Annotated in this window: 2 protein-coding genes; one reads left to right on the plus strand and one right to left on the minus strand. The window is 46.0% G+C overall.

The window, feature by feature from the left end:
- Positions 1-310: 310 nt before the first annotated feature.
- Positions 311-1267: a PEP-CTERM sorting domain-containing protein gene (locus RMO79_RS16640; protein ID WP_310484317.1), complete on the minus strand. Its 957-nt coding sequence runs from the start codon at positions 1265-1267 to the stop codon at positions 311-313.
- A gap of 796 nt (positions 1268-2063) precedes the next feature.
- On the opposite strand from RMO79_RS16640, the gene RMO79_RS16645 reads away from it, so the two are divergent.
- The gene (locus RMO79_RS16645; RefSeq protein WP_310484318.1) at positions 2064-3713 is read left to right on the plus strand and encodes a CTP synthase; all 1650 of its coding nucleotides are present in this window, start codon (positions 2064-2066) and stop codon (positions 3711-3713) included.
- Positions 3714-3943 lie beyond the last annotated feature (230 nt).

Below are 3943 nucleotides of genomic sequence, written 5' to 3' on the forward strand. Positions count from 1 at the left end.
AAACAACCAAATTCATATAAAAACATATATATTTAAATATTTACAAATACAATCCCAACCGCGATCAAACACCCCTGCTTTCCAAGGGGGTTGGGGGATTCAGATCTCAAAACGAAGTCCGTCCGACTTGTGTGTACACCGTCGCTTTATAAGGGGAGGGCTGGGGTGGGGTAACAACCTACGCCTAAGTCTAGCCGATTTAGATTAATTAAATCCCCATGATGATTGAGTCCGATCGAACTCAATCATCATGGGGATATCCTGTTTCAGACAGAACTACCAGAATTAGATGGGTAGTTAGTTACCCGATTTATGCTTTATCGGCTTTGAGTTTCTTTCTCATCCGTAAGGCTGCTGTACCACCAATGAGGGTACCGATAATGGTAAAGGGTTCGGGAACATCAGTAGCCGAGGCTCGGGTATCTGGGACAACCACGAGTGCGCTGTACTGTGCGGCGATCGCTGTGTCGATCGCGGATTGGGTCGAACCAAGGAGGCTCAAGTCACCATCGATCGCACTAAACACACCATTGGGCAGAGGACTAGTCGATCGAGTCACTGCTTCAAACTGGAAATTTACCGAGCTAACGTTCTGGAAGTAGAGGATAGTAGCACTGCTTGAATCAGTTTCAGGTTGGTTGGCATCCCGCCCAGAAAATAGATAGCTACCATCCGGATCTGCTGTGGGGGTCAATGCCGCAGACGTGTTTCCAACTTGATAACCGACTAAACCACTATCTTTGGCAATGCGGACTGCTTCACCTTGGGTAGATTCTCCATCTACGTCATAGACTAAAAATCGTAGATCTGGTGCTACGTAAGCGGTTGAAAAAGTACCGCCCCCTTGAAAAAGGTCGATTTTGTAGCTCAGACCGCCATTAGTCTGTTGAGAAGCTGCATACACGAATGTTGCATCTCCGTTGGAATTGCCGGCCGCTGTGTAGTTTGGCACTTGTGCGTCTAAAGTGTACCCCGTACCATTAGCTATGGCAGTAATCTGGGCATCGATCGTTACTCCAGGGGATATTGTGGCAACATTGCTATAGCGGAGAGTTGGACGAGTATACCCTGGCCCAAAACGATTAAAAGTTGAATCGAGAGCTTTGTAATCACTAGAAGTAGAAGTAGCGTCAACTGGATTGTTGAATTTCAGATCGATCGCCTGAGCATTTTCAGCTTGGATCGCTGTGCCAGCAACAGCTAGAGACAGTGCAGACAAGAAGATCGAACGGTTGCAAGAAAGCAATGAAAGAGATGTTTTTTTCACGATCGGGGGAAGAATTACTTACTGAACTATATCGATTTGCTAAGGTTTGCTCCACTTACGTGCGATCGGCATCCAACAACAGTGCATGATGCCGATCGAGGTAAACGATTCAAATTGAAGTATGCTCTCGAACTAATCTGAGATTTCAAACAATGTTTGAACCTGTAACACTCAAAATTAAAACGTTTCATACTATGTGGAACAATAAGACATCAAAAAGCTACTAACAATAGCGAGAACCGCCCTGTTTAGATCGGCAATTTCTCTCTTGTCAAACAATCAGTAATATGCATATCACAGCATTTTCTCTATTTATCATTTGCTGTATATAAATAATCTAAAAAGATATATTCGCAAATACATATCGCGATCGACGTTTTATCTCTATTTTTGCTCTAACACTGACTGAGTAAGACTTTTAAGCTTATATAATCTAATCTTTTAGTCGAAAATTAGTAAAATTACCTAGTCTTTAAGGCGATTGGCTTCAATTCTAACACTCAATTATCGACGTAATAAGGTCGATCGAGATAAAACTAAATTTATACATGTATTTTACGCCATTATACTAAGTCAAGTAAACTTTAATACATCTGATTTTCTGGAGAGTAAATAAATCGATCGGGGGTGTGGGAACCAGGGGACGAGGGGACGGGGAGCATGAATAGATTTTTAATCTAAAATCCGCCTAACTCCCATCTCCTAACTCCGATCGATCGACGTAGCACGAAGCAATTGGCAGCCAGTGGTTTACAATGATCTAGTCGATCGGGTAAAAGAGAGAAAACCAAAAACAATGACTAAGTTTGTATTCGTCACTGGTGGCGTAGTTTCGAGTATTGGCAAGGGGATTGTCGCGGCGAGTTTGGGGCGATTGCTCAAATCGCGCAACTATTCAGTCTCGATTTTGAAGCTCGATCCTTATATCAATGTCGATCCGGGCACGATGAGTCCCTATCAGCATGGGGAAGTGTTCGTGACTAAAGATGGCGCGGAGACAGATTTAGACTTAGGACATTACGAGCGATTTACCGATACCTCAATGTCGCGGCTCAATAGCGTGACGACTGGGGCAATTTATCAGGCGGTGATTAATAAGGAGCGGCGCGGGGATTATAATGGCGGCACGGTGCAGGTAATTCCGCATATTACCAACGAGATTAAAGAGCGGATAGATCGAGTGGCGAAGGATACCAACCCCGATGTGGTAATTACCGAAATTGGCGGTACCGTGGGAGATATCGAATCGTTACCGTTTCTCGAAGCGATTCGGCAATTTCGCAAAGAAGTCGGCAAACGGAATGTTGTATATTTACACGTCACGCTGGTACCGTGGATTTCGACGGCGGGAGAGATGAAAACCAAGCCGACACAGCATTCGGTGAAGGAATTAAGATCGATCGGCATTCAACCGAATATTTTAGTCTGTCGGAGCGTCCAACCCTTACCCCAAGGCATTAAGGAAAAGCTCTCGGAATTTTGCGATGTGCCTGTCGAGTGTATTATTAATGCGCCCGATGCCAGCAGTATTTATGAAGTGCCCCTCATTATGGAACGGGAAGGACTCGCCGTGCAAGCGATCGATCTGCTCCAACTCGAAGAGCGTCCCCTCGATTTAAGCCAGTGGCAAAACTTAGTAGAGCGGATGCAGACATCTACTCAAGAAGTTAAAATCGCCCTCGTCGGTAAATATACCCAACTGGGCGATGCGTATCTTTCCGTTGCTGAAGCTCTCCGCCACGGCGCGATCGCCACAGGTGCTAAATTAGAAATCGTCTGGGTAAATTCCGAAGATCTAGAGGCTCATGGTGCGGCTAAATACCTCGCAGACGTACAGGGGATAGTCGTCCCCGGCGGCTTTGGAATTAGGGGCGTAGAAGGCAAAATTGCCGCCATTGAGTACGCCCGCGAGCAGCAGATCCCCTTCCTGGGATTGTGCTTGGGAATGCAGGCGGCGACGATCGAATGGGCGCGAAATGTAGCTAAACTCGATCGAGCGAATAGTTCGGAATTCGATCTCGATACTCCTAACCCCGTCATCGATTTACTCCCCGAACAAAAAGATGTTGTCGATCTCGGCGGTACGATGCGGTTGGGTTTATATGCGTGTCGGTTGGAAGAAAATACCCTCGCGCACAAGCTCTATCAACAAACCGCAATTTACGAACGCCACCGCCATCGGTACGAGTTTAATAACGCCTACCGCAATCTCTTTCTAGACAGCGGTTATCTCGTCAGCGGGACATCTCCCGATAAGCGGTTAGTCGAAATTATCGAACTCCCCAGCCATCCGTTCTTTATCGCTACCCAATTTCACCCCGAATTTCAGTCTACGCCGAGTTTACCCCATCCGCTATTTCAGGGGTTAATGTCGGCAGCTTTAGCCAAAATTGTGGCTGTAGAGTCGGGGAGTCTGTCGGAATCGGTTGTCGATCGGGTAGATTAAGATCGATCGGGGAATAATGAGTTAATGCGGAGATCTTTACCCCACCCCAGCCCTCCCCTTATAAAGGGGAGGGAGCCGGATCGAAAGCCCCCCCTTTATTAAGGGTTGGGCAGGGTGGTTTCATACAAGAAAAGAAAAATACTGACAGAAAAATGAGGATAGACTGAATTACCTCGCAAAGGAAATTAGTCAAAATGATCCTCATAGAACAATTAAAGCAAATCCCCGAC

Origin of the sequence: Chamaesiphon sp. VAR_48_metabat_403 (genome assembly GCF_031422475.1) — a bacterium.
In the GTDB taxonomy this organism is placed as follows: domain Bacteria; phylum Cyanobacteriota; class Cyanobacteriia; order Cyanobacteriales; family Chamaesiphonaceae; genus Chamaesiphon.